The organism is Bacillus cereus group sp. MYBKT14-1 (assembly GCF_051915185.1).
Taxonomy (GTDB): Bacteria; Bacillota; Bacilli; order Bacillales; family Bacillaceae_G; genus Bacillus_A; species Bacillus_A cereus.
In genome coordinates, this window is sequence record NZ_JBQAEF010000009.1 from 207,237 (window position 1) to 233,914 (window position 26,678).

A 26,678-nucleotide genomic window follows, 5' to 3' on the forward strand; every position below is an offset into this window, starting at 1 on the left:
GTTTACGTTATGTACATTCCTTTTCTTAATACCATATATCCTTTATTCAATATAAAACCCCATCAATACGTCATCTCCATATGATCCATCTTCATATTTAATTTGCTTTCGTTGTCTGCCTTCTTCTACAAAGCCCATACGTTTGTACACTTTAATTGCCCTATCATTAACAGAAACTACACCTAAACAAATTTTCTCTAAACCTTTCTGCCCTTTCGCCCAACTAATAAGAAATTCAATTAATTTCGTGCCTATGCCTTGATTACAATACGCCTCTTTAATCCCCATTCCCATTGTGCCTGCGTGTTGTAACCGTTCTAGTTCATATCGGTTGAAAAGTAAAAAGCCAACTACCTTCCCATCTACTTCATACACGATATAAAGATTACCTTTCTCATTACTTTTCCGTATCTTTTCTCTTTCTGCATTCATATCATTCGGTAACTTCTTTGGGGATACTATGAAAAATTTTGTAGTAGTTTCCGATAATATAATTTCTTTTCTAATATTCATAATTGCTTCTGCATCAGTCTCTTTTACTAACCGTATCATTAAATCACCTCGTACTTTTTCTTTTGAAAAATAATATTACAACTATAAAACGGCCAATATGCAATATTACATATTGAGGATCTTTTTACTCTTGATACAATATTCATACATCAAAATAAAAGGAATGTATGCAATGAATCCAATCTTAACAGCTGCAAAACAACTATTACATAAAGAAGAAAAGGTTTTATCTACTTTAAAATGTTCACTTACTGGCTATATGATTACGCATAAAGTCCCGTATCCTGGCATGTTACTTGCTACTAATCAAAGACTTCTCTTTTTTAGCCAATATAAAAACACATTCATTGCCGAATTTGATTATGAAAAAATTCTATCCATAGAAACGAAGAGAAGAATCTTTGACAAAAAAATAATATTTTACTATGAAGATGAATATATAACACTGGGATACATTACAAGTTCAAATATTGAAGAATTCATAGACTTACTACGCAGGAAATGCAAGATTAGCACAAACTCATAATCAGTGGGGATCCCCCCTCTAATTCATTATTTTAACTCCTCCCACTTCGTCCAAACTTCTCTCCCGTTTATATGGTACATATTAGCCTCTCTATCCATAAACCCATGTACAATAAATTCACGTCTAATTGTACAAAAATCATCATGATATTGTTTGATAAATGTATTCATTTCTTTTTCTGTATATTGATTATCAGCATTTAACTTGCTAATTAAATGCTCCAACAATACTAGTTTTTTCTTCTTTTGACCTGGAATCGATTTTAAACGATCCTCTTTATCAAAAAAGTTACGAATGGTCGCATCCCTAAATTTCATTTCACTTTCAGTCATTTTGTTATCCTCCCTCACTTTTTTTCTTTATCTTTTCACTTAAAATATCAATAAAGTAATATCCACCCATTAACACATAATAGAACGTAAGTATTCCAAATGCATCTTTCATACTTGTATATACTTCTTTATCAAACAATATAGGTGAAAGGGCATAAACAAGAAAGATTATTAGCGGATTTACGATAAAATAATAAGTAAGATTGCCTTTCATCATATCAACTCCTCTACCCTATGTTTCTCTGTAAATTGTTGTAATTCCTTTTCTTTCGTTTCTATAGCTTTTAGAAAGATTTATAGATGAACTAAGGAAAAAGTGCCCTCTATTAAAATAAAAAAGCACCAAAAAGGTGCTTTTATCTACGCTTCAACCGATTGATTTTCAGCAACATTTTTAAATTGTCGTTTGTGCATCAAAGTTAAGGAAGCGATCGTTCCAAGTGATAATACAACGATAAAGATCATGAGCATTCCTATGTTTTGCCACATGAAGTCAAAGTCTCCACTCGATACGACTGCTTTCAATCCTGATACAGAGTATGTCATCGGTAACCAAGCATTGAATGGTTGTAAAAACTTCGGAATCAATTCTAGCGGGAATGTTCCGGCACTCGTTGTAAGCTGCATAATTAATGTGATAATGGCAATAAAACGGCCTGCATCACCGAATGCTGTTACTAAACATTGAATTAATGCGATAAATGCTAAACTTGTAATGATACTAAAGAGTATGAAGTATGGAATGCTTTGTACTTCTACACCCAATCCGAACAGTAATATAACATCTGCTACTATCGCTTGAATAATACCAACTGATAGTAAAACACCGAACTTACTAATAAACCAACTAAATCCTGATTTTGGAACTCCTACTGTATCACGTAATGGATATACGATTGATAATAGTAATGCCCCAACGAATAAACCGAGTGATAGGAAATACGGCGTAAATCCAGTTCCGTAGTTTGGAACTTCCGCCATTTTCTCCGTCTTCACTTTTACAGGACTTGCAAACATATCATACGTTTTATCTGTTCCTTTCACTTCACCAGTTTTCTCTGCCCCTTCGCCAAGTTTCTCAGCAAGTTCACCTGAACCATCGTTTACTTTTACGAGGCCATCTGTTACTTGACCAGATCCGTCTGCTAGTTTATTTACGCCGTCGATTAGCTGGGTTGAGCCGGTTGACATTTTATTTAGGCCACCATTTAGAGTACCTAAGCCAGTTGTTACTTGATTAGATCCATCTGCTAATTGATTTACGCCACCTGCCATTTGGTTTGCTCCTACAGATAATGTTCCTAAACCATCTGTTACTTGGCTTGAACCATCTGCTAATTGATTTACGCCACCTGCCATTTGGTTTGCTCCTGCAGATAATGTTCCTAAACCACCTGTTACTTGGCTTGAGCCATCTGCTAATTTCGTTACACCTACAGATAATGTCCCTAAACCGCCTGTTACTTGACCAGACCCATCTGCTAATTGATTTACTCCTACAGATAATGTTCCTAAACCGCCTGTTACTTGACCAGACCCATCTGCTAATTGATTTACTCCTGCAGATAATTGACCTAATCCTGCTGTCACTTTTCCAGAGCCACTTTGTAATTGCGTTACTCCATCAATTAATTGAACTGATCCATCTTTTAATTTATCGGCACCTATTTTTGCATTATCTAATCCCTCACCAAATCCATGAAACTTACTAACAAATTCATTTTGTGCGCTCGTTAGTTTCTCAATACCACCTGCTAGAGTTTTTATCCCTGCTGGATTTGGTAAGTTTTTTTGCAACCCATTTGTTGTTTGATGTATTTCGCCCTTTAATTGTTTTACTTCTTCATTTAGTTTATTTGTTCCACCTGCTACTCCGGCAGCCTTTTGCTGAACTGTCGCTGTACTTTTTACAGCACTTGTTATGAACGGTTGTAACTGCTCTTGATATTCTTTTGGTAAACTTTCAATTTGCTTTTGTAAATTCGCTACCTCTTGTGCTGCATTTTTTGCATCTCCTGCTGTTGATTGTGTAAGTTCATTTAACTGATTTACATTCGCCCCAGCTCCATCTATTTTTTCATTTACTGTATTCAATATAGAAGGAACTTTCGACTGCATTTCCTCTAAGCCTGCAGCAGACTTTTGTACGTTACTATTTAACTCTTGCAATCCCTTTTGGATCGCTTGAGAACCTTCCTCTAATTGGCTTTGCCCTTCAACGAGTTTTCCCATACCATTTGATAGGTCCGTTGTTCCTGTTTTTAATTCACCGGATTTACTTACTAATTTGTTCAAGCCACCGGTCACTTTCTCAGATCCATCACGCAACTCACCCGTTTTACTATTTAACGTATTTAAACCGTCTGTTACTTTACCCGATCCGTCTACTAATTTCCCAATACCTGCATTGCTATTTAATGCATGTAAACCATCTGTTACTTTACCTGATCCATCTACTAGTTTCCCAATACCTGCATTGCTATTTAATGCATGTAAACCATCTGTTACTTTGCCTGACCCATCTACTAATTTCCCTATACCTATCTGCATTTCACCTGTTTTGCTATTTAGTGTATTTAAACCATTTGTTACTTTGCCTGACCCATCTACTAATTTCCCTATACCTACCTGCATTTCACCTGTTTTACTATTTAGCACATTTAAACCGTTTGTTACTTTGCCTGACCCATCTACTAATTTATTAGATCCATCCGCTAATTTCTGAACTCCATCCTTCATCTCCCCAGACTTCCCTTGAAGTGTATGAAGGCCATCCGTCACTTTACTTGAACCATCATGCAATTCACTTGATCCGTCGTGTAGTTTACTTGCCCCTTCCGCCCCATCTGCTAATCCTTTTGAGACGTCTTTAATAGAATCGAACATTTTCTCTGCATATGTTTTCGTTAACGTGCTTGATACTTCAGTTTTAATCTTTTCAATGGCTGTTCCTCCAATTTGTGAAGATAAGAAGTTTAAACTTTCATTTGGAATGTACTCTAAGTTTAATGGCTTTGGATTGTCTTTTAGTAACGTTGTAGCGTTACTTGAGAAGTCATCTGGAATGCGTACTAACATGTAATACTTTCTACCTTCCATTCCTTTCTTCGCTTCTTTTTCACTTACGAACTCCCATTTAAAACTTTTATTATCTTTTAAATTATCAACGAGCCCTTTTCCGACCTCAATTGGTTTCCCATCAAATACTGCGCCTTTATCTAAATTGACTACTGCAACTGGTAGGTCATCTAACTGTTTATACGGATCCCAAAAGGCCCACAAAAACATCCCTGCATATAAAATCGGTACGAATAAGACCGCAATAATTGGAATTAATATTTTTTTACTTTTTATAATTTCCGTAAACTCTTTCCGAAGTAACTGATTCCCTTTCATAATTTCTCCCCCTTTTTATAAAATGACCAAAATGTTCATATAGTCATTTTTACCCAAACAAAAAGGCTATACTTGTTCATACATATGCCTTATCCCTGAATTTATTACTATGCAACTTTTTCTTATTATGATTATAATTTTTCTATATCCCCCCTTAACTTAAATATATGACCGCATTGTTCATTTGGTCATTTTTTATAAAATTAAAAGGATTATCTTAGTTTGACAATCCTTTTAATAAATAAAGTTCAAATAACTCTGCAATTTTTTCTTTTTCTAGCGGTTCGTGATTTTTTTCCCAATCAAAAATAAGCGATACATATAGACGCAGCATAATAAATGCTGTAATTTCTGGATCACATTTGCTAATTTCACCTTTTTCAATCGCAATCTTTAAATACGATTGAATAACAGAAACGATTTCCACATCAACTTGTTGCATAACTTCTTGTACTTCTTTCGTTCCCATATCGCGCTCTTCTTGAATTAATTTAATCATAAGCTGATGTTCTTTTCTAAATTCCAAGATGCTATATAATGCTCTATGTACATTTTCAAAAAATGAAACATCTGAACGAATTGCACTTTCTGCAACTTGCTTCATTTCTGTAATTAAATTAGAAATAATTTCACCAAATAGCTCTTCTTTATTTTTGAAAAAAGTATAAATCGTTCCTTTTCCTACATTCGCTAACTTCGCTACTTGATCCATCGTTGTTGCTTTATAACCGAACGCTGAAAAAGACTTTGTTGCAGCTTCAATAATAGAACGTTTTCGATCTATCGCCACATTGTCACCTCCAAAAATGACCAATTGGATAATATAGTCAATCAGTACATCTTTGATATTACCACACGCTTACATTCTATACAAGTTCTCTTTTTATTATTTCCAGTATAAAAAAATTCCAGTCAGTGTATATCATACTGTCCATAGTTTATCAGAAGAAAAGAGAAAAGGAAAAGGTGTTCTTGAGATATACATCTTAAGAACACCTTTTTGCTATTTCAACATAGAAAGCATAATTTTCTCTAATTCTTCTTTATTTACATTCTTATCGAATACTGCTTCTCCTTGGTTCTCTAAACTATGATTAATAATAACGATTTGGTATGCACTATTTTTCCCTTTTGCTGGAACAATCATCTTCATACCTTGTAAATTACTATCCGAGTGATGAGTAGCGTAGAATATTTGATTCCCTTCTAGTTCGTACTGTTCTATATTTTCAGGCACTACAAACTGGTGGCTAAATGGGTCTTTGCTTTCCCTAAAAACTTGCGATTGAGAAATTGTATAATTTCCTTTTCCGTTCGTATATTCTAATTCAATAGTGAATTCCAGCTTTATCTTAAGATAATAATTCACCCTTTCGTCTTTTTGGGTATATCCTTTAATTGTATAAGTTGGCCTCTTAATTTGGAAATCAACATGTTGCTGCACTTCTTCAACTGTATATGTTAAATACTTCCCTACCTTATCCTCATAAGGAGTTGTTTTATTACGAATTTCTTTTAATTTTTCACGATTTTCTGTACTTAAGCGCTCTTCTTTCACCTCTTTTATATCCCCTTGGAAATTTTCGGGTAAGTTTAATCTAACTAATCCTTTTTTCTCGATCTGTAATACCTCTTTATATAACTGCACATAATTCTCAAACTCTTCCTTTGTTAAAGCTTTTTCAGCATGATATAAAAAGGCTGTTCGGTTTTCATATTGCCAGTTTGACATTCCCCACTCTTTTCTCGCCTTTTCCTCTGTACCAAATAATGTATCTACAGCATTTTGGAAAGCATCCTTTGACTGCTCTACTTTATCCTCTTGCTTTTCTTTTCCTTCCGTTGTACGTGCGTTGAATAAAGAAAGGGATGCTATAGCAACTATAGCAATAATCCCAAGTAAAGAAAGACGATACGATTTCTTTTGAAACTTTTTAATCATAACGATTCTCCTTTTTAGCGTTCGTTTATTTCTACTTAAATTTGCTAGGCTTGGTACTTGATAGGAATAGTGTTGTAGAAGGGTAATAATTGTATGACCGTATGCAATTTGTTCCTCTTTATCTATAAAAGTAAGTGCATATGCATCACAGGCTAATTCTTGATCTTCTCGCATACAAAAATAGGCGTACCAAAGAATCGGATTGAACCAATTTAATAGGATTAAACTGTACATAATCCAATTTACAGCTACATCGTTTCTCTTAATATGAGCTAACTCATGGTAAAAGACATATTGTAATTGTTGCTCATTTAATACTTTCATATGTTTTTTTGATAGTAATACTTTCGGACGAAAGAAACTAAACACAGTTGGGCTCGCAATCTTTCCCGCTAGACGTAACGAAACCGCCTTCTTCATTTTCATAGATTGCTTACAGCGATTAAACACTGTAATGGCCTGTTCATCCGTAATATCCGGTTGTTTCTTTATGTAAGAATATAAACGGCTATTTGTAAGAAACGTGATGACCGCTAATATGATTAACCCAGCTATCCAAACATACAAAGCAAGTTTGTATAAAGAAAATGTAGTCTGTTTTTCCGAACTGACTTTTACTTCCGGTTCGCTAGTTTTTGTTACCATTTTAGAATTTGATTTCAATTCCACTTTTCGTTCGCTTTCTATGTTTACTATATTCTCAGTAGCCGGCATATTTTTTGGAATAACTTCCGATACGCTAGAACTATAAGAAAGTAATGAGTAAATGCTATAAGAGCTATCTGGCGACCACGGTAAAAGGAGTCTTATCATTAATACGATCCACAGCATATATTGCCACCGGGGGGTTAATTTATTTCTAAATAGAACTTTTATACATAAAATAAATCCGACTAATATGCTAGCCATAAGTGACGTTTCTATAAGCCAATCAAAAAAATGAGGAAGGTATACATTTATAAGCGTGTTTATCATTTTTATCGATCCTTCCTCTTATTCTCCTCTGTCTTCTCATCTAAAATGCGTTTTAATTCATTAATATCTTCTGAAGATAATTTCTCCTCTTTTAAGAAATTAACAAGTAATGGCTTAAACGCTGCACCGCAAAAACGTTTTAGTAAAGATTTCGTTTCCACTTGCAAATAATTATCTTGTGATACTAACGGATAATAAGCATACATTCGCCCTTTATCTTGATGGTAAGAAACGGCTTCCTTTTGTACTAATCGATTAATTAATGTGCGGATTGTTTTCGGTTTCCAGTCCATTGCATCTTCCAGTTCTTCTATAATTTCATTCGCTGTTTGCGGAGAACTCGACCAAAGTACTTTCATAATTTCTAATTCCGCTTCAGATATTTTAGGTAATTGATTTGTCATCGTATGTTTCACTCCTAAGTATTACATTTGTAATCTATAATTAAGATTACAAATGTAATACTTAATTGTCAACCATATTTTAGAAAAATTAATTTCAGCTAAACCTTACTTCACAACAACAAAATTCCTCTTTTTCAAATAATCAAATAAAAAAACAAGAAAATCTTTACAATTAATAGTAATATAGAAAATAGACAAGTTTATCAAAATAGTGGAGGCTTTTTCAGTCATGATGCGTGCGCTTCGTTTAAATATAAAGCAAGCTTTTTGTAATCGTGTTTCTTTAATTATTATGTTTAGTGGATTTGTTCTTATTTGTATTTATCATTATTATTATGTAATTCGTTATTTAGGAGACGCTGCGAATGGACCTATATCGACGGATATTAAATGGATTGGATTTCGTGGAAATGAAATGGATGTTTATTTATTATTAATGCCAGTTATTGCAAGTCTTCCCTTTAGTACAAGTTATAACTCGGATAAGTCCGATGGTTTTAAACCGTTTGTCAGTAAAGAAATTTCTTTATTTTCTTATTCAGTAACGAAATATATCGTTACATTTTTTTGCGGCGGACTTCTTTATACATTTCCATTCATCTTATCGTTATTATTTTGCAAATTAACCATTCCAGACGGAGTACCAACGGCTGGTTCAGGCATTATAAATGATAACGGGATGTTCGCAAACTTATATGAAACTTCTCCCATCACTTACATTGCTGTATATATCGGAATTAATTTTTTATTTGCAGGTTTGATGGCTCTTTTAGGACTTGCTGCATCTGCATGGTCCCAAAAGGACTATATGGCGCTTCTATTTCCATTTGCAACTACCTCTATTCCTTACGTCCTGCTAAATACGGTACTCCCTACAATAGGCGGAGCACCTATTCATTTATATGATCCAAGGCAGCCGCTGCATGGCATGTCACCATATATTTTGACAATACAATGTGCCTTCTTCCTCCTCGTTAGCTTAATCATGTATATACAAGGAGTAAAACGTGATAGAAAAAAATATAGAAGAAGGTTGCAAAAAAGAGAGCGGTGTAGAAAGGCGTTTCAAGTATAATAAAACCCTAATTTCCTTACTATATTGGAAATTAGGGTTTTATTTACTATTCACTTACGGTGTACCAGCCAATCCCCATAAAATAACGACCGCTACAAAATAAATCGCTTTAATACCTACCACTAAACATAATGAAACAATTGCATATTTACTTAATTCTCTTCTTGCACCTATTAAAGTGAAAATAACCGCCAAACTAAATGTTATATAAGAAGCTGCTGTATGTATTAAGTTATACGTAATATCTAGATTGCTTGTAAGTCCTGTTATATCAGCTACAAACTGAAGCATGACGATCGTACTAAAAAAAATTGCAAACTGATTCATTACCTTTCCATTTATTTGTAACTGCATTGTTGTCCTCCTTATTAAAAAACTAAATATTCAATCAATTTTATCATTAGATTACAAAAAAAGGAATCATCTCTTTATACTATTCTATAACGATGCAAAAAAAGAACGCTTAGTCACCTAAGCGTTCCTTTCTTTAAGAAGCTTTCTTCAAATCAATTTGAGCAAGTACTGGGTCATGGTCGCTTACACGTCCGTGCTCTTTCATTATATTTGAGTTTAAGTGCACTGGATCTACAATTGTGTGTGGTGCGATATTGTTTGTTACTAAAATATGATCTAACACTTGTGCATTTCCTTCGTGAATGTACGTGTAACGATTCTCTTTTGGCACTGTGTTTAACATATCTTTTAAGATTGTTCCCTCTAGTGTTTTTAGTGGTTTAGAGAATTCGAAATCGTTCATATCACCTAACACGACAACTGGTGCATTCGTATTCTTTTTCTGAATTCCTTGCACGAAATGATTTACTTCTTGTGCTAACTGAATTCGTTTGTCTTCACTTTTTAATACGAGCGGCTGCACTTTTCCAAATGGCGTTGCATCTCCTAGTTTTGAGTTTAAGTGATTTGCAACGACAACAATGTTTTGTCCTTGGAACGTAAATTCTGCCGCTAACGGTTTACGTGTACTTTCAAATAATGGATTTTCGTCTCCAATACGAACAACATTTTTATCAAGTAACTTTGGTACCGGCGCTAATTTCACGCGTGATGGATTATAGAAGAAGCCGACGCGAATATTCGCTCCTGGTGCTCCTCCGTCTTGATTATTGTTTGGAGCGATTTCTACATACTCATACTTCGGTCCACGAATTTCTAGCACTGCATCAATGATACGTTTTGCGCTTAATGACGCATCTGTTGTACCGTCATTAATTGATCCGTTATTATCTTGCATTTCCTCTACACCGATAATATCTGGCATTTTTAAGTTGTATTTAATAGAATACGCTAACGCTTTTACCTTTTCATCTGTTGTTTCTTTTTTATTCGCTGAGAAGTTTTCAATGTTATATGTAGCAACCGTTAACTTATCAAGACGTGGCTGAATATTTGCGCCTACTTGCTTAAATCCACCATCCACTACAGCTGGCAGTTCTGTTATTGGCGAAATACGGAAAGAACCGTAATCATATCCTACTACCCCTGTTATATCTCCAGTAAAAATATCTCCTACTTTTGCTACATAATCACGAGGTACTTTCACAGAAAGACGCTCTGGGTTTAATTGGTTTTCATCTAATAGAGGTGTGCCATATTGTGTTACTATTTTATCTCCACCATTTTTTACTGTTACATATAAATTTCCATTTTTCTGAGGTGCAATAATTTTTGGTGTTGGCATCGTAACACGCATACCTTCTATACTTTCATAAAAGTCGATTGCATCTTCATTTGGATCAAATAAACTAAATGCATCATTATCAATAATCTGGTCTGGGATTTTCACACCGTTTTCCCCAAGTACAATCGGTGCCGGCAAAGATTGATCTTTTGCGATTACAGCAACGCGACTCGCCTTAATTTCTGTCGTCGTTAAGTCTGTTTCAAATCGCTCTGCATAGCCTGGTCCAACATATTCTTCTACTACTCCATCAACTTGAATAAGATCTCCTACTGCTACATTCGCATCTTTTTTATATACGTACATACCTTCTGAAGTAGCTGGATCATTATCTGGCTGATTATCTTCTATATAAAAACCATTTTTATCAAGCGCTGTGACAACGCCTTCCACATTGTTTACTTTCTTCCCGTTGTAAGGAGACATATGTGATTTTCCTTGAATGTCATGAATACGAACCTGTTCATTATTTACGATAATAAATGAAAATGTCGAAATTGCTGAAGAAGTAAGTCCTTCTTTTTCTGCGATTGCTTTCACTACACTATTTTCATTCACTATAATTTGTCCATTATAACGAACACTTTTATTAGTAGGATTAGAGCCATCTAACGTATAGTAAATTGTTGCGCCTTCTGTATTCGTCGTTAATGTTACCGCTGTTCCTTTAGCAACTTCTCCACCGTTCGGTGAAGCTACTACATCGCTAACACGGTTTTGTCCTTCACCTTGAAACTTATAAGCTGTTACTGATTTTAAACCTGGGTTACTAAAATATAATTCAAGAGTCCCAGTCAAACTAACTTTCTTCCCGATATTTTCAGGGTGATCTTTTACATTCACTGCCGTTCTCACATCACCTTTTGGCAACTGAACGGGCATGATTTTGTCTGGATTCGTTTCGTTTGGCGAATCTGCAATTGCTACGTTTGTATCATCAAACTTAGCTGGATCCTTCGTATATTTAGAAGAACTTTGCGTATATCCGACAATATATCCTTCCACAATCCCCTTCGTTTTCCCTTGCTGCTTAAATACTTGAATTGCTTTTTCTACTGACATAGAAGCAGTTTCTTCTGCTTGCGCTAAAGTTCCAGTAAATGAAAGCAATAGCAAGAATGATAAAAAGACGCTTAACAATTTCTTCACAGCCATTTTCCTCTCCCTATTTCATATTTTCTCAGCATTTCTATCATAACAAATGATTCGTTATATAGAACTATTTTTCGACAAATTTTACAAAAGATTTATTTAATTTACAAGCTTTCAAACTATAATACAAAATAATAATTTTACACCTTCTACAAATGCACTCTATAATGTTAGAGAGAGAAAACAGAAAATATCGACATTTGATTGGCATGTAAAATGGATTCATTTGAATAGGAGTGATTGGATGGAAGTGCAAACAGAAACATACCGCGCAGCTATGAATGGAACATTAGAACGTCATTTTTCAGATATGATTGCTGTTATACCAACTAGAATTACAATTGAGCAGTTAAAACAACGGCTAGAAAATATCGCTACTAAAGTTGATGAGTTAAAAATTGTTTATAGTGATGAGACAAGCCTTATTGTTGAGTTACATATGGATGAAACAATCATACCGTATGAACTGCATATTGATGAGGCGAATGACCCAGAAGAATATAAAATGTACAATAGACAAGATTCTACAATTGTAGATCGTAATTTTGAAGATGCGGCTTTCGGTACTGAAATTTTCACTCGTACGCTATTTGTAGGCGATGTACTCGACTGCTTTTTCCAGCAAATACAATTTTTATGGAACCTCGCCCCAGATTTGTTATTTGTAATCGATTCAAGTGCAGCAATGAAAGTGATATCTAGAAACTATATTGAATATCACGTTGAAAATGAATTATTACCTGACATTCCTGACTTATACGTTATTCATTCCGTTTATGAAGACGATAAAGAAGGCGAGCCTACGCAATATTGGTTTCATACACACGGCCTTTTAAGAGCGGGCGTAACTGAAATAGAGTTAATTATTCCAAATCGCATTTCTTCCTACTACGGCATTGGCGATCTCTTTCAAACATTTGCTAATAATGCCGTTGAGAATGGACAAGTCCCTATGAATGAGCCTATCGTTATCGCGCATAGTCAGCAAGGTTCTATACATACAGTCGCTGTTCCGTGGGAGAAAGGATTATCTTATATAGGGCATAAAACGAGTATGGACCAATTATCTTCAATCGAGGATGAAGAAGTGAAATTACAGCCAATAGATGCACAAAATACATTCTTAGGCGGAATGGATGCCCGAGATGAATACCATCAATCTCCATCCGTTCTCTTATTCAAATTTAATACTTCAGAAGAATATATTGAAAGTTTTTTCAAAGAACACGAGGAAGCTACAGGGCTCATGTTCTATAAAACAAATAGTGAAACCGATCGTATGGCTTATAATGCGAAAAATACTTTCGGGTATTTCAGCAACATTTTTCAAATTGAAAAATCCAATGAAGAGTTTCGTTTTCTCGCTAAGTTTGGTGTTTCCTATGAAGAGGGTAAAAGCGAACATATGTGGTTTGAAATGCAACATATTACAGAAGACCTGATTCAAGGAATACTCATCAATGAACCATATTTTATAGAAGATATGAGTGAAGGAAATAGTTATCATTTAGATTTTGATAACTTAACAGATTGGGTTATTTATGCAGGAGATGCTGTTATAAAGCCAAATAACTTATATATGTTTATTGGCGAATAAGTATTTTATATAATAAACGAAACGCCTTCAATATGATTGAAGGCGTTTCTTATAATTTATTGTGCGATTAATTCAGCATCTATTACTTTCTCCAAATGAAATAATACACGCTTTGCAGCTTCCTCACCTTGATTCATACAGTCTGGAAGTCCAGCACCAGCATAGGAGCTACCTGCCAAGTATATACCTGGCAACTCTTTCTCCATAAATGTTGTGAGCTTTTTCATTCGCTCGTTATGGCCCACTGTATATTGAGGCATCGCTTCTTTCCAGCGACTTACGATTGTAAACTCTGGATCCTCTGTAATATCCATCGTCTTCCTTAAATCTTCTAGTACGAGCTGAACGAGTTCTTCTTCAGTTTGTTCTACAACCGCTTCATCACCAGCACGTCCAACGTAACAGCGAAGGAGTATTTTTCCTTCTGGCGTTGTATGTGGCCATTTTTTATGCGTCCACGTACATGCTGTAATCGTGTAATCGCTATTTCGTGATACGACAAATCCTGTACCATTAATATCGCGCTGGATTGCAGACTTTTGGAAAGCAAGTGCCACATTCGCAACGGATGTGGATGGGATATTACGGAAGAAACGAAACTGCTTGTACTGAGCAAACATGGACGGCAATACTTTATGCGAAGTTGCCACTACGATGGCGTCCGCTTCTATTTCTTTTCCGTTACTAAGAGTAATCGTATAACCATCACCCTGTTTTGCAACTTTTTCAATGCGAGTTCCCTTTATTATCGTACCTTCATGCATCTTTGCTTCGAGAGATTTTACGATAGATTCTAAACCTGTTTTCACTGTTTGGAACATTCCCTTTTTCGGTTCAGCTTTCTCTTCTTTCGGAGCGAGCGTACGCATACCGAGTGAAATACTGCGATGTTTCTGCTCAATTTGATACATTTGCGGGAATGTTGACATTAAGCTCATTTCATCAATATCCCCTGCATAAATACCCGATAGTAACGGCTCTATTAAGTTTTCAACCACTTCGTTTCCAAGACGATGTCTGAAAAATTGTCCGAGTGATTGGTCAGATACTGGCTTTGACCTCGGCATTAATAGATCAAAGCCAGCTCTTAGTTTACCAATTGGGGAGAACAGCCCGGAAAATAGAAACGGCGTAATTTGCGTTGGAATTCCCATCATTGATCCATTCGGCATTTTATGTAACCGATTGTTTACAAGGATAAATGATTGACCGGCTTGATTATTTACAAGTTCATCGCCAAGACCTAATTCTTTCACTAATCTAGCTGCACTTTCTTTTCGTGCTAAGAAAGAATCTGGTCCGCGCTCAATTGTAAATCCATCTTTTCGAACGGTTTGAATTTTTCCGCCAAGTTTACCCGATGCTTCTATAAGTAATGTATCAATCGGCAAGTTTTTTTCATGAATATTTTTTTGTAAGTTATACATTGCTGTTAATCCAGTGATGCCTCCGCCGACGATCACAACTTTTTTCCTCAAGCAGGCTCCCCCTTTCTTCTTACAGTACAGATTCTTTTTTCTTTAATACAACATCTGTTAAACAATCAATAAATGCCTCCGATGCATTTGGCATTTCTGGACGATAATATTTTGCACCAATTTCATCCGTTACAACTTTACACTCAAAGTCGTTGTCATATAAAACTTCTAAATGTTCCGCAACAAATCCAACTGGTGCATATACGAATGAAGTATAACCGTGCTTTTCATTTAGTTCTCTCGTTAAATCTTGTACATCTGGACCAATCCAAGGATCTGGTGTGTTTCCTGCACTTTGCCAGCCTACTGCATAGTTTGCTACTTCAGCTCCGCGCGCGATATAATCCGCTGTTTCATTTAATTGATCTGGATATGGATCGCCCATTGCAATAATTTTCTCTGGTAAGCTATGTGCAGATACGATTAATACTGCTTTTTCACGCTCTGCATCTGACATACCGTTATATATACCTTTCACTGCATCGACCCAGTACTGGATGAATTTCGGCTCTTTATACCAGCTATCAATGCCATGAATTGTTAAGTTTCCAAGTTTCTCAGCTTCTTCTTGTGCTCGTCCAACGTATGATTTCACGCTAAACGTAGAATAGTGAGGTGCAAGAACAAGCGCGATTGCATCTTGTATTCCGTCGTTATGCATATCTTTCACTGCATCTTCAATAAACGGTTCAATATGTTTTAAGCCAAGATACATATGGTACTCTACTTCATCTTGTACTTCATTTAAACGCTTCTCTAACTTCTTAGCTTGCTCTAATGTAATAGTAGCTAAAGGAGAAATACCACCAATTGCACGGTAACGCTCTGTTAAATCTTCCAGCATTTCAGGACTTGGCTTTCTTCCTCTGCGAATATGTGTATAGTAACGTTCAATATCTTCTTCTTTATATGGCGTTCCGTATGCCATTACAAGCAAACCAATTTTCTTTTTCATACAGCAATGCTCCTTTACTTCGCTAACTGCCCTTTAGAGTATTCATGAATAAATGTAGTTAAACGTTTTAATGTATCTGGATTTACTTCTGGGAATACACCGTGACCTAAGTTAAAGATATAACCCGGCTGTTTCATCCCTTGATCTAAAATACTTTTTACATGTTCTTCAATAACAGACCATGGTGCAAGTAAGAATGAAGGGTCCATATTACCTTGTACCGCCTTATGAACGCCCCGTGCACGTGCTTCTTCAATCGGTAAGCGCCAATCTAAGCCGACTACATCAAGCGGTAAGTCGTGCCACTCATTCACTAAGTGTGCAGCTCCTACGCCGTGCATAATCATTGGAACACCCATCTTACGAACTTCTGCAAAAATACGCTCCATTGCTGGTTTAATAAATACGCGATAATCCGCTACATTTACTGTTCCAACCCAAGAATCGAAAATTTGAACTGCTTTTGCTCCTGCGTTAATTTGCGCTTTTAAATATGTAATAACCATATCTGCTAGTTTATCCATTAAAGCGAACCAAGCTTTCGGCTCTGCATACATGAACGCTTTCGTATTATGGTAGTTACGAGATGGACCGCCTTCAATCATATAGCTCGCTAATGTAAATGGAGCTCCTGAAAAACCGATTAACGGTACGTCTAACATTTCTGTCGTTAATAAACGAATTGTATCTAGTATGTACGGTACGTCATCTTCTGGATTGATTTCCCCTAGTTTTTCTACGTCTTGTAAAGAACGGATTGGGTTATCGATAACTGGGCCAATACCTGATTTAATTTCTACATCCACACCAATTGCAGGTAGTGGTGACATAATATCTTTATAAAGAATTGCTGCGTCTACGTTATACTGATCAACCGGCAATTTTGTAACGTAAGCACATAACTCTGGATTGTGTGTAATTTCAAATAAAGAATACTTTTCTTTAATCTTTCTATATTCCGGCTGTGAACGACCTGCTTGACGCATATACCATGCTGGTACATAATCGGTACGTTCCCCTCTACATGCTTTTAAAAATGTCTCATTTATAGTTCTTACCAAGACCCTTGCTCCCTTCCTTACCAATGCTTCGAATACGTTCGATATTTATCTTTTTTTACTATACAGCTTGTAAAAACAAAATGCATAATATTATGTACGTTGTTCATTAAATTGACACAAACATTCTTAAAAACGCTTACTATTTTCACAACATTCTTATTATAACACAGAGAAAAACTATGGTTTAGCTACTTTCGACTTTTCTCCTTCACGATTCGTTTGTGTATTATATGGTACAACGTAAAAGCTCGGTTTTGAAAATATGTTAACGAACTTTTCCTCATATTCCCCAGCACCATTTACAGTGCTAACATGCGTATGAATTCCGTTCTCCACTCTATAGATTCGGTACATAATTCTGTTATCTGGAAGTGGCGTCCAGCTTAATTTTGCTTTAAATAAACCGAAAGGGCTAAATGATAATTTCATTTTTACATCTTCAATTTTGCGCAGCCGAATCGGAGCGCCGATTGTTTCCACACCTTCAGGCTTCATAAACTTCTCTTTATGTTCTACATTAGCCTTCGTTAAAATTTTCTTAAACAATTTTGTCGCAGATGCACTTTCTCCTTGCAACTGATGCTCCTTATCCGTACGGTCATAACCAATCCAAACAGCGCCTACTAAGTTCGGTGTATAACCAACGAACCACATATCTCTTGCTCCCTTATCGTCATTTGGCAATGAAGTTGTACCCGTTTTTCCAGCTAACGCACCGTTATATACACCAACTCTTGCTGTCCCTTCCTTCACAACTCCTTCTAGCATTTTCGTCATATACCATGCTGTCTGCTTCGAGAAGATTTTTGTCTCTACTTTTGGAGATTCCCCAATGACTGCACCGTGTCTGTTTAATACTTTATCAATAACGTGCGGCTCGATAATATTTCCATTTGCTAAAAATGAACGGTACATTTTTACAAGATCAAATGTTGAAACGCCATTTTTCAATCCGCCAAGCGCTGTACTTAAACCGGCATCTGCAATATGAACATTCCCTTTTTCTAAATATTGCTTTCCTTCTTCTACCCCTAACTCATTTAATAAAGAAACTGCCGGTACGTTTGCCGACTCTAAAATCGCATCATACATCGTCATTTCTTTTGAATACTCATGATTATAATTTCGAGGTTCATACCCTTCAAAAGAATTTCTTTCATTCGTTAATAAAGAATACGGATTATACTTTTTCGTTTCTAGTGCTGGTGCATAAACGATAAGTGGTTTTAAAACAGATCCAGGCTGCCTTTTGGCAAAAACACGATTAAATCCTCTCGGGACGTACTTTCTTCCCCCAATCGCCGCTTTAATCCCTCCCGTACGATTATCCATTAATAAGAAAGCACCTTGCGCCCCCTCTTCTTTCCCAGGGAAATTCCTTGCATCTTGAAACTGGTTATATGCTACCTTTTGAATCTTTTCATCCATAGGTACGACAAACGTATATCCTCCGCGAAGTACTTCTTGATGAGACAACCCGTATAAACGAGCGGCTTCATCTATGACCATATCAATATACGGCATATATGCAAGCTCATTCTCATCTAAATTTTTATATAGAGCAATTGTCTTCCCTTGATAACGAACGCTTTCTTCTGCAGTCAAATAGCCTTGTTTATGCATAAGTGACAACACTAGATCACGGCGTTCCTTACTCTTCTCTGCAGAATAGTACGGTGAATATCCGTTTGGTGACTTCGGAAGGCCTGCAAGCATTGCCCCTTCCTCTACTGTTAAATCCTCAACATTTTTATTAAAATACAACTTTGCTGCCGCTTGAATACCGTAAGCCCCATGACCAAAATAAATATGATTCATATACATTTCAAGAATTTGTTGCTTCGTATATTTTTGCTCTAATTGAAGAGAAATTGCGACTTCCTTCAATTTGCGCGTAAATGTTTTTTCACGAGTTAAAAAGACGTTTTTAGCGAGTTGCTGCGTAATGGTACTACCGCCCTCTACCTTCTCTCTAGCTAACGTATCTTTATAAAGAGCACGGAATATAGACGGATAATCAATCCCTTGATGCTCATAAAAACGAGAATCTTCCACCGCAACAAACGCCTGCTGCACATACTTCGGAATTTGCTCGATCGGTACGAGCTCTCTATTTTCTACGTATAATTTCGTAATTTCTTTCCCTTTCTGGTCAACGATACGTGATGAAGAGTGGAAAACGAGCTGCTTTTCATCCATCATATAGCCACCAGCTAACACGATAAGTTTATAGATTACAATCGCTACTACGAACGTTGCGACGCCGCCTAATAAAGTCCACTTTACTTTCTTCATACATCGTCCTTCTTTCCAAATGATGGTACATTTATTATTTGAAAAAGAAGTATCTTTATGTATATAATCTTCGAAGTTTTTTAAGAGAGTTGATATAATAGAAACAAACTATTAAGGGGGCATTAAAATGAAGGCTATTATTTCATACGAAACACCTCTAGAACAAGCACATTTCACTGCAAAAAATGATGAAAAAAATATGTTTTATAAAGAAAATACAGAAGAATCTGTAGAAGGTTCACTTCAGTATGACGTACTAGATGCTGTCGGTGAATTTAAAGGACAACCTGGCTATATCGTTTGTAACAACATTTCTGTCACAGACGAAGGTCGCCCAGTATTTGAAAACCGCTTTAAAAACCGCGCAGGCCTTATTGAAAACGAACCAGGATTCCAAGCAATCCGTGTTCTACGTCCATTAAGTAACGATACATACGTCATCTTAACGATGTGGGAAACAGAGCAAAACTTTAAAGACTGGACAGAATCACGTTCATTCGAAAACGCTCATAAAAAACGTCCCACGCAAGCAGAAGGACAAGCTCCAGCGCATCCACATGCGGAACAGCAAAAGAGTATTTTCTCTCGTCCGTCGTTCGTGACTACTTTTGATGTGTTAGTTTAATTAAAAAGTAATACAACACTAGCAGTACGTGAAATTATATTAACGATTTTCCGAATATATCTATCACATCTTGAAATATATTAACGATTTTCCGAATATATCTATCACATCTTGAAATATATCAACGATTTTCCGAATATATCTATCATATCTTGAAATATATCAACGATTCGACTAAAGATATCAATTTAATGACAAAAAGGAAACACCATTACACACCGGTGTTTCCTTTTTCTTTGTACCAATTATATATACGAAGTGAATCTTTTTTTCTCATATGCTTTACTTCATAACCGCGCCCAGCTACCGCTACAAGAGTTGTACATAATTCATCTTTTCTTTGAAAATACGATTGATTATAACCTACTGCTTGAACATGTCTTCTTCGCATTATTCCTGTATATTTCGAAAAATTACGATATACAACCGTTAGTTGATTTTCTCTTAATTCATAACCGCCACTTTTATATCTAGCATACGCAAGTAACGAAAACACGATAAATAACGGTAAAATAACAAACAACGCAATATATTGTTTAAAATATATACTCACGCTGGCAATTAGAACTGTGAGTATGATACTTATTAACCAGCCCATAATGAAATAACGACGCAACGCTGTTTTTGGTAAGTGAACGATCTCCGCTTCGATTTCATATGGTAACTCTAAATATGTGATCAGGTGCTGTACATCTTTTTTCTTCATAAATGGATGCAACATTACTTCGTTACTTGCTGCTCCAATACTTTGAATTGCTTCCACTTCAACAGCACAATAGCCAAACGGCTGGCGAAGCATACCTTCTTTTACAGTAATCGCTTGAATGCGGTGCAATTTTAAGACAAACTCTTTCTTTTCAAATAATCCTTGAACGATACGAATCTCTTCCCCTTTTCGCTCAATTTTAAAGTTTGCATATTTCAACACATATCCAGCCGTGGAAATAATCCACGAAATTGCCATTAAAATTAATGCAATTACAATTATTTTATAAACACCGTTTCCCATCACATACGCTTCTACTTTACTTGTGAATCCTTCAGGAAGAACAAAATCAAACTTTGTGTAAAGAAGTACTAGCCCAGAGAACACTAGTCCGAACCGACCAGATGTAATCGCTGCGGCTAAAACCTCTTTCGCTGTTAACTGATAAACCGTCTTGCTTTCTTCCTCTTCTATTTCTTCTTTTACAGTAGCTTCTTTCTTATGTAATAAAGAAATTAAATGTTTTGCCTCGTCTTCTTTAATACCAGCCAACATCACTTCTGGTTCATTACCACCACCGGCTACTTCTATATTTAACTTCATAAGTCCGAGCATTTGATAAATGATGTTAGAAGACGTACTAATATTTTGTACACGCTCTTTATTTAAATAGCTTTCCTTCTTTACAAAAACACCGTGCTTTATATGTAAAATATTATTCTCAATCCAGTACACTTTAAAATACCATTTAATTGCTGAAAAAATAGCCATGATGAATAAAACAACCAGAAGAAAAAGATAAAATAAATACCAAGGTTCCACTTGTTCATCAGGTTTAAATAAAACAAGAATAATAAGTGGCAACAAACTCGCAATCCTAATACCTAACAATATCGTAATCGGATGTTGCCTCTTATACATCCTTATCACTCACTTTCGCAAGTTCTCCAATTTGTCTTTTCAGCTGTTCTGCTTCTTCTTTCGTTAAACCTGGAATACTATGAGAAGTTGCGGCTGTTGAAATATGTAATTCTGCTAAATTATACTTTCTCATGATTGGCCCTTGCTCAATCGTTACGTGCTGCACACGGATCATCGGAATAAGTACGTGTTTTACAACAAACATTTCCTTTTGAATCTCAATCTCTTCTTCATTTAATCTGTAACTATAATAGCGTTGACGTAAATTTGGAAACACAAAATAATCAAGGGGAATAAATGTAATAGCTCCTGTTACTAATAGTCCGAACAACCAGCCCCACCAGTTAAAGTTAATCATAAAAAAGAAATACGCAATTACGACTGTTAGTATAACTACCGCCCCAATTAAAGCGTGCATCCTCCACACTTTCAGCATATTAGAATGAATCTCCCTTTCTAACGGCTGCATCTCATCACTCCAATTCTATGAATTTATTACTTATATATTATCAAAAAATAAGGTTTTATATACATTTTTGTAAATTTATAGTCAAATAAAAATAGTTGAATCCAAAGCATATTAAAGAAACACATACCTCAGTTTTGAAAATTATGTATTATAAATATGAATTATATTGAACTAAAATAAACCTTACATGATTCATGCAAGGTTTATCGTTTTATACACAATATATTTCATTATTGTTGAGATATACTAGCATCGCTTTCAATTCGCTTTTCTTTTTGGCTTAGTTTTTTATCTTTAGATTTTTTTAATGTTAAAGTCATGCCAATAAAAATAAAAAGAATTCCTGTTATTTGCATTAAAGTTGGACGGAATCCAGTAAGTACAGTATCTAATAATATTGCCACTGCCGGATCTAAAAAAACTAATATTGAGATGGTTTTTGTAGATAAATAGCGTAAACTATCAAAAAACAGATAATATACTATCCCTGTGTGAATAAAACCAGTAGCTATAATATATGTCCAATTACTTTGAGTGAGGCCACTAAAAGCATCTAAATCTATAAATGGTATTAAAAGAAATATCCCCAAGAATGTTTGTAAAAATGTCATTGCATACGCACTCATTTTGTTAATCCCTTTACCAAATAAAGTTGTAAATGCATAAAAGAGAGCCGCAAGAAATCCCCATATCATACCTGAAGACATTAATGAGCCGACAGAGAAGCTTCCATCAATACCAGCAATTAATAAAGCTCCTGCAAAACACACAATTATTGAAATGATAGATATGAATGTTAATTTTTCTTTAAAGACGATACTTCCAATTAACAGTACAATTACTGGTGCAAGATGATAAACTGATATAGCAATTGTAACTGACATATTTTCAAAGGCTTTAAATAAGAAAACCCAATTAAATACTAAGAAAAAGCCACATATTAAAACTTGAATAACTTCTTTTCGTTCCCATTTATCTTGTTTATATTGCCCTGTAAGCAACCAGCATACACTTAAAAATATTGTCGCAAAAATACACCTTACAAACACTAATTCAAACGAAGGTAAGTTTGTTTGAACCGAAAAAAATCCAACTGATCCAAAGATAACCATTGATGCTATCATCTTTAAGGCCGGTACCGTTTTCTCTTGCTTAAAACTCTTTTGAAGCAAATTAATCCCCCTCCAATAAAAACTCGGTTTATAGTGAGAAAAACACCAGCCTAAAAAAAGGACAGGTGCTTTTCCTCAAAAACACTCAATTATAAATTTTTCCCAGCAGTCCAACCACCATCAATTACAAAATTAGAACCAGTAATAAAGCGGGCCTGATCAGAAATCAAGTACTCAATACATGAAACAATATCCTGCGGCAACCCCCAAGTATCTAAAGATTGATTACTTTTTATCATAGACATCAAGGCTTTATTACTAAAGTATTCTTCTGTAAGTTCGGTTCTAATAACACCGGGAGAAATGCTATTTACCCTTATATTTTGCTTCCCAAATTCCATAGCCATCTGTTTAGTCAATCCGATTAAAGCATGCTTTGATGCAACATAAGCAGCTCGCTCTGGTTCAGCCATTAATCCAGAAACCGATGCTATATTCACAATACAACCTTTTATTTTCGATTCACACCATCGCTTAGCTACTTCCCTAGAAAGGATAAATGGGGCTACTAAATTTATATCAATTACTTTTTTAAACATATCATCGGATAAATGTAAAACAGGTGTTATCTCTCGAATACCAGCTGCATTTATTAATATATCAGGAGAAAGCTTTTCTAAATCTAATTGAGTAAAAAGATTATGAATCGCTTCGCTATTACTTAAATCAATTTGCACTACTTTCAAAGGCATATCTGTTTTCATATAATCTATTAAATTATTATTATTAATATCAAGCGCTATTACATAAAATGATTTTTCTAAAAAGTATTTTATACAAGCATGACCTATACCGCTATTGGCTCCAGAAATCATAATTATTTTATTCTCTCTCATTTTGTCTCCTTATAAGAAAATGTTACTAATAAAATATCACGAAAAGCCTCCGTACTACATTCTGTTCCAAGTGGCGTTACGGCATGGAAGACCTTTTGTCCAAATACTAAAGTTTCTAAAGGCTCCTTCAAACTTATAAACTGATTAATTTCCCGAGGAGAATTAGCTATTAAATTATCTCCACCAATAGCTGTATTACTTAAATTCATAAGGTGTAAAAATACTACTGGTTCATCATCTTTATGTAACCAAATAGGTGAACTAAAAGATGGTCTTTCTTTAGTAGCTTTATATCTTACTTGATGTAAACCTATAATTAAGTCTTTACTTGTATCTATTATATTTGTTTTAAATGCAAATTCAGTATCGAAACGCACGATATTTTGAATTAAAGGATTGCATAAAAAGCTATCATTTATGCTATTGAACTGTCTAACTTTCCCGCCATCGTCATAGTTATATTCTTTAGATTGGAAGTAATCATTACTATTATCTAAAATATAATCTGGTGAATCAACATACTTTATATACCTTGAATAAGATCTAGCACGGCATTCACCGTACGCATCATCTTCCAAATTATAATAATCTAACTGTGCTTGTGTTAATAAACGATGATTCTCTTCCTCTTGTAAAAAGATTTCATTTGAGATTTCAAGGAATCCTTTAGATTCAAATTCATGTACCTTTTCTTCTATGCTAAACCCATTCATTTTACTAAGAACAAACGTCATTATAAAAACCTCCACACTATTGTATTTTTCTATCTCACCCTATGTTAGAAATGCAATAAGTAACCGAGATTCTTGCTTAATAAAATTTTAAATTATGATATTCAATTAATACACCAAATGAAATATATGTAATTCATTAACATTATTTATTAAGCAATATTATATATCCTTTTGGTTATTTTTTCTAATTATCTGAAGATTTATCAACATTAGTCTTAATATTCGAAATTAAAGGAATGGATTTTTCAGAAAGATAAAACTGCGCGTATTGCAATTATTTATGTATATAACTTTTTTAAAAATTATATTTTAAATATAGCTAGTTTTTTATAAATTTTTTGATATAATTACATACGGGAAAAGGGAAGAATTTTGTCTTCCCTTGTGTTTTTATTTGCATCTAGTACTTTTGCTAGATGCTTTTTTTTATGCTAAAAAAGGTATCCTCAAATACTTTGAGGATACCTTTTCACCTTTATTATCTCTGCTGTTTTCTACCTAATACGAGTAACCCAAAACTCATCATTACAAGAAGTGCTCCCATATATGGTTCCACAGGCATTTTCTGCCCTGTCTTCGGTAATTCTTTTTCAGGTTTCTCTGGATTCGGTGTCCCTGGCTTTTCTGGATCTGGTGTTCCAGGTTTTTCTGGATTCGGTGTTCCAGGTTTTTCTGGATCTGGTGTTCCAGGTTTTTCTGGATCTGGTGTTCCAGGTTTTTCTGGATCTGGTGTTCCAGGCTTTTCTGGATTCGGTGTTCCAGGTTTCTCCGGATCTGGTGTTCCAGGCTTTTCTGGATCTGGTTTTTCTGGACCTGGTGGTGCTAAATGATTCAATTTGTTTAATACTTCTAATTGAACTGCATTTATCATTCCATTTGTAATTTCAAATGGAATTGGATTAGTTAATTTTTCATATCCTTTTGGTGCTTCTACTTCTACTAGTGTGTAGTTACCTACAGATAGATCTGTGATTTTTGCCTTTCCATCTTTATCTGTTGTTACTTTCACTACTACTTTTCCCTTTTCATCATGAACTTCAAACACAGCTCCTGATAAGACTTCCTTGCTTTCAGCGGCCATTTTTGTAATCTCCACTGAACCTTTGTCTAACTGTTCGTTCTCTACTTTCAATGATAAGACTTTTGTCATACCTTTTGTAATTTCGAATGATACTGGTTCCGTTAACTTTTTGTAACCTGGTAAGCTCTTCGTCTCTACTAATTTGTATTTTCCTACTGATAGATCTGAAACGTTTGCTTTTCCTTCTTTATCCGTCGTTACTTTCGCAACTACTTTGCCTTTTGAGTCACGTACTTCAAATACAACATTTTCTAATGGTGCTTTACTGTCTTTATCTATTTTTGTGATTTCTACATTCCCCGTATCTACCATTTCATTTTCTACAGTGAACGCTAAAGATTTTGTCATACCTTTTGTAATTTCAAATGGTACAGGCTTTTCTAATTTTTTGTAGCCTGGTAAACTCTCTACTTCTACTAGCTTGTACTTTCCTACTGATAAATCTGAAACTGTTGCTTTTCCAGCTTTATCTGTCGTTAATTTCGTTACTACCTTGCCTTTGTCGTCTTGTACTTCAAAGACTACACCTGCTAACGGTGCCTTATTATCTTTATCTATTTTTGTAATTTCTACATTTCCCGTATCTACCATTTCATTTTCTATTTTTAATGATAAGACTTCTGTCATACCCTTTTTAATTTCGAATGATACTGGCTCTGTTAGCTTTTTGTAGCCTGGTAAGCTTTCTTTCTCTACTAATTTGTACTTTCCTACAGATAAGTCTGAGATTTTTG

General features: G+C 35.1%; 23 protein-coding genes. 4 read left to right on the forward strand and 19 right to left on the reverse strand.

Annotation, left to right across the window (positions count from 1 at the left end):
• Window positions 1-42 precede the first annotated feature (42 nt).
• A complete protein-coding gene (locus ACTFO4_RS21515; RefSeq protein ID WP_000620469.1) occupies window positions 43-552 on the reverse strand; it encodes a GNAT family N-acetyltransferase in 510 nt (169 codons plus the stop codon).
• A 133-nt stretch (window positions 553-685) separates the two neighbouring features.
• On the opposite strand from ACTFO4_RS21515, the gene ACTFO4_RS21520 reads away from it, so the two are divergent.
• On the forward strand, window positions 686-1,039 hold the full coding sequence (locus ACTFO4_RS21520; RefSeq protein WP_326234772.1) for a PH domain-containing protein: 354 nt from the start codon (window positions 686-688) through the stop codon (window positions 1,037-1,039).
• Window positions 1,040-1,065: 26 nt separating this feature from the next.
• Here ACTFO4_RS21520 and ACTFO4_RS21525 read toward each other — a convergent pair whose 3' ends face one another.
• From ACTFO4_RS21525 to ACTFO4_RS21550, 6 genes are all read right to left on the reverse strand, one after another.
• Complete coding sequence (locus tag ACTFO4_RS21525) at window positions 1,066-1,371, reverse strand: DUF2087 domain-containing protein (RefSeq protein WP_000140276.1); 306 nt, start codon at window positions 1,369-1,371, stop codon at window positions 1,066-1,068.
• 4 nt (window positions 1,372-1,375) lie between these two features.
• The gene (locus tag ACTFO4_RS21530) at window positions 1,376-1,588 is read right to left on the reverse strand and encodes a hypothetical protein (protein ID WP_025921759.1); all 213 of its coding nucleotides are present in this window, start codon (window positions 1,586-1,588) and stop codon (window positions 1,376-1,378) included.
• A 143-nt stretch (window positions 1,589-1,731) separates the two neighbouring features.
• Entirely contained in the window at window positions 1,732-4,767 is a 3,036-nt protein-coding gene (locus ACTFO4_RS21535) for a YhgE/Pip domain-containing protein (RefSeq protein ID WP_326234771.1), read from the reverse strand.
• A 217-nt stretch (window positions 4,768-4,984) separates the two neighbouring features.
• On the reverse strand, window positions 4,985-5,557 hold the full coding sequence (locus ACTFO4_RS21540; RefSeq protein ID WP_000963381.1) for a TetR/AcrR family transcriptional regulator: 573 nt from the start codon (window positions 5,555-5,557) through the stop codon (window positions 4,985-4,987).
• A gap of 213 nt (window positions 5,558-5,770) precedes the next feature.
• Window positions 5,771-7,684, reverse strand: coding sequence for a M56 family metallopeptidase (locus ACTFO4_RS21545; RefSeq protein WP_440014482.1), 1,914 nt, complete (start codon window positions 7,682-7,684; stop codon window positions 5,771-5,773).
• Between the two features lie 2 nt (window positions 7,685-7,686).
• A complete protein-coding gene (locus tag ACTFO4_RS21550) occupies window positions 7,687-8,088 on the reverse strand; it encodes a BlaI/MecI/CopY family transcriptional regulator (protein WP_000184509.1) in 402 nt (133 codons plus the stop codon).
• A 229-nt stretch (window positions 8,089-8,317) separates the two neighbouring features.
• Here ACTFO4_RS21550 and ACTFO4_RS21555 point away from each other — a divergent pair, with 229 nt between their 5' ends.
• Window positions 8,318-9,163, forward strand: coding sequence for a membrane protein (locus tag ACTFO4_RS21555; protein WP_000984146.1), 846 nt, complete (start codon window positions 8,318-8,320; stop codon window positions 9,161-9,163).
• A 54-nt stretch (window positions 9,164-9,217) separates the two neighbouring features.
• Here the strand turns inward: ACTFO4_RS21555 and ACTFO4_RS21560 are convergent, their stop codons facing one another.
• The gene (locus ACTFO4_RS21560) at window positions 9,218-9,517 is read right to left on the reverse strand and encodes a hypothetical protein (RefSeq protein ID WP_001176849.1); all 300 of its coding nucleotides are present in this window, start codon (window positions 9,515-9,517) and stop codon (window positions 9,218-9,220) included.
• Window positions 9,518-9,650: 133 nt separating this feature from the next.
• On the reverse strand, window positions 9,651-12,017 hold the full coding sequence (locus ACTFO4_RS21565) for a DUF6359 domain-containing protein (RefSeq protein WP_059304038.1): 2,367 nt from the start codon (window positions 12,015-12,017) through the stop codon (window positions 9,651-9,653).
• Window positions 12,018-12,258: 241 nt separating this feature from the next.
• Between ACTFO4_RS21565 and ACTFO4_RS21570 the strand changes: the two genes are divergently transcribed.
• Entirely contained in the window at window positions 12,259-13,611 is a 1,353-nt protein-coding gene (locus ACTFO4_RS21570) for a DUF4026 domain-containing protein (protein ID WP_000453703.1), read from the forward strand.
• A gap of 56 nt (window positions 13,612-13,667) precedes the next feature.
• Here the strand turns inward: ACTFO4_RS21570 and hemY are convergent, their stop codons facing one another.
• The 4 genes from hemY to ACTFO4_RS21590 form a co-directional block, all read right to left on the reverse strand.
• Window positions 13,668-15,089 carry a protoporphyrinogen oxidase gene (gene hemY, locus ACTFO4_RS21575; RefSeq protein WP_326234768.1) on the reverse strand — a complete coding sequence of 474 codons (1,422 nt, stop codon included), beginning with the start codon at window positions 15,087-15,089 and terminating at the stop codon, window positions 13,668-13,670.
• Window positions 15,090-15,108: 19 nt separating this feature from the next.
• A complete protein-coding gene (hemH, locus tag ACTFO4_RS21580) occupies window positions 15,109-16,044 on the reverse strand; it encodes a ferrochelatase (protein WP_000726779.1) in 936 nt (311 codons plus the stop codon).
• 14 nt (window positions 16,045-16,058) lie between these two features.
• On the reverse strand, window positions 16,059-17,105 hold the full coding sequence (gene hemE / locus ACTFO4_RS21585; protein ID WP_013141801.1) for a uroporphyrinogen decarboxylase: 1,047 nt from the start codon (window positions 17,103-17,105) through the stop codon (window positions 16,059-16,061).
• A 177-nt stretch (window positions 17,106-17,282) separates the two neighbouring features.
• Window positions 17,283-19,400, reverse strand: a complete 2,118-nt coding sequence (locus ACTFO4_RS21590) for a transglycosylase domain-containing protein (RefSeq protein ID WP_000756288.1) — start codon at window positions 19,398-19,400, stop codon at window positions 17,283-17,285.
• A gap of 127 nt (window positions 19,401-19,527) precedes the next feature.
• Between ACTFO4_RS21590 and hmoB the strand changes: the two genes are divergently transcribed.
• On the forward strand, window positions 19,528-20,025 hold the full coding sequence (gene hmoB / locus ACTFO4_RS21595; RefSeq protein ID WP_000644062.1) for a heme-degrading monooxygenase HmoB: 498 nt from the start codon (window positions 19,528-19,530) through the stop codon (window positions 20,023-20,025).
• A gap of 211 nt (window positions 20,026-20,236) precedes the next feature.
• Here hmoB and ACTFO4_RS21600 read toward each other — a convergent pair whose 3' ends face one another.
• The 6 genes from ACTFO4_RS21600 to ACTFO4_RS21625 all read right to left on the reverse strand — a co-directional run.
• Window positions 20,237-21,652, reverse strand: a complete 1,416-nt coding sequence (locus ACTFO4_RS21600; protein WP_326234767.1) for a PH domain-containing protein — start codon at window positions 21,650-21,652, stop codon at window positions 20,237-20,239.
• On the reverse strand, window positions 21,645-22,121 hold the full coding sequence (locus ACTFO4_RS21605; RefSeq protein ID WP_440014481.1) for a PH domain-containing protein: 477 nt from the start codon (window positions 22,119-22,121) through the stop codon (window positions 21,645-21,647). The genes ACTFO4_RS21600 and ACTFO4_RS21605 overlap by 8 nt, the downstream gene beginning before the upstream one ends.
• Before the next feature lie 230 nt (window positions 22,122-22,351).
• On the reverse strand, window positions 22,352-23,293 hold the full coding sequence (locus ACTFO4_RS21610) for a DMT family transporter (protein WP_000939625.1): 942 nt from the start codon (window positions 23,291-23,293) through the stop codon (window positions 22,352-22,354).
• Window positions 23,294-23,382: 89 nt separating this feature from the next.
• Entirely contained in the window at window positions 23,383-24,129 is a 747-nt protein-coding gene (locus ACTFO4_RS21615) for an SDR family NAD(P)-dependent oxidoreductase (RefSeq protein ID WP_001208948.1), read from the reverse strand.
• The gene (locus ACTFO4_RS21620; RefSeq protein WP_000144813.1) at window positions 24,126-24,863 is read right to left on the reverse strand and encodes a 2OG-Fe dioxygenase family protein; all 738 of its coding nucleotides are present in this window, start codon (window positions 24,861-24,863) and stop codon (window positions 24,126-24,128) included. The genes ACTFO4_RS21615 and ACTFO4_RS21620 overlap by 4 nt, the downstream gene beginning before the upstream one ends.
• Before the next feature lie 478 nt (window positions 24,864-25,341).
• On the reverse strand, window positions 25,342-26,678 hold a 1,337-nt coding region (locus tag ACTFO4_RS21625), incomplete at its 5' end, for a SpaA isopeptide-forming pilin-related protein (RefSeq protein WP_440018865.1).